Origin of the sequence: Streptomyces calidiresistens, assembly GCF_014141525.1 — a bacterium.
Classification (GTDB): domain Bacteria; phylum Actinomycetota; class Actinomycetes; order Streptomycetales; family Streptomycetaceae; genus Streptomyces; species Streptomyces calidiresistens.
The window spans coordinates 1-1136 of sequence record NZ_VKHS01001209.1 but is presented as its reverse complement, the minus strand read 5'-3'; the positions used below and the strand labels follow the sequence as shown (position 1 = coordinate 1136).

The 1136-nt window shown below is 75.6% G+C and carries 2 protein-coding genes and 1 pseudogene; all 3 read left to right on the top strand.

Annotated features, from left to right (window positions below; translation table 11 throughout):
* Positions 1-304: pseudogene (locus FOE67_RS26435) on the top strand (hypothetical protein); the annotation flags it as partial.
* A 74-nt stretch (positions 305-378) separates the two neighbouring features.
* Positions 379-567 carry a WhiB family transcriptional regulator gene (locus FOE67_RS26430; protein ID WP_182667345.1) on the top strand — a complete coding sequence of 63 codons (189 nt, stop codon included), beginning with the start codon at positions 379-381 and terminating at the stop codon, positions 565-567.
* Between the two features lie 18 nt (positions 568-585).
* On the top strand, positions 586-1136 hold a 551-nt coding region (locus tag FOE67_RS26425; protein ID WP_228474328.1), incomplete at its 3' end, for a hypothetical protein.

Genomic DNA, 1136 nt, shown 5'->3' with positions numbered 1-1136 from the left:
AACCCCCACCGGCCTCACCCGCATCCACATCCCCACCAGCCGCGAACCCGCCCGCTGGTACTGCACCGGCCCCTGCGCCACCTACGGCCAGGCCCTCGCCGAGGTCCGCACCCTCACCCCCACCACCTACATCCCGATCCCGCCCGAGCCCAACGCTGCCCGCCGCCGGGCGCCCCGCAGCGACGTGCGGTGCGGAACCCCGGCCGGAGCCCGCCGCCACCGAGAGGCCCGCGAACCCGTCTGTGGACGCTGCCGCCTGGCGGACGCCGAACGCCAGGCCCGCCTCCGCAAACCCCCCGCCTAACACCGCCATCACCACCACCCCGCCCCTTCCTTCCGGAAGGAGGGGGCGGGGCCCCGGCCGAACAGGAACCCGACATGCCCGCACCCACCATCCCTGTCCTCACCCCCGACGAGCACGACCTGCTACTCACCGGCGACTGGCGCACCCGCGCCGCCTGCCGCACCCACCCCGACCCCGAGATCTGGCACCCCACCGGCGACCGCAGCGACGCCGCCCGCCAACGCAAGGCCGCCCGCCTCACCACCGCCCCGGCCCCGGCCTGACCCTGACGGAGAACCCACGTGACCGACCACCACCGCCCCGCCCTCGCGCCGGGGGAGCGGCCCGCCCACGAACCCGCCGACCAGACCGCGCTCGCCGAAGCCGCCGCCCTCCTCGACGCCGGCGCGCCGGTACCCCCGCACGCCGGCCCGCTCCTCGCCCACCTCCTGCGCGCACACCTCACCGGCACCGCGCCCGCCACCGTGCCCCCGTGCCGGCACGCCGCAGACATCGCCCGCACCATCCTCACCACCACACCCGCCCACACCCCCGACACCGACACCGGGCATCCGGTGCACGTCACCATCACCACCCCCATGCCCATCCCCGTCACCGCCCTCGCCCACCTCACCAAGGCCGGCCAACAGCTCGCCGACGCCGTCGACACCGGCACCCTCCGCTTCGGCGAACACCTCCACCAACCCACCCGCCACGCGATGGCCCTGACCTTCACCGGCCGCCTCAACGACGACCAGCTCGACGACGAAGACGACCCCGACAACGACGAGGACGGGGAGCCGTGGACGGCCACCGACCACACCGGCACCACCGCCACCCTCCACCCCTCCCA

Coding starts and splice junctions, on each gene's coding strand:
- FOE67_RS26430 (WP_182667345.1), top strand. CDS start 379: ATGCCCGCACCCACCATCCCTGTCCTCACCCCCGACGAGCACGACCTG.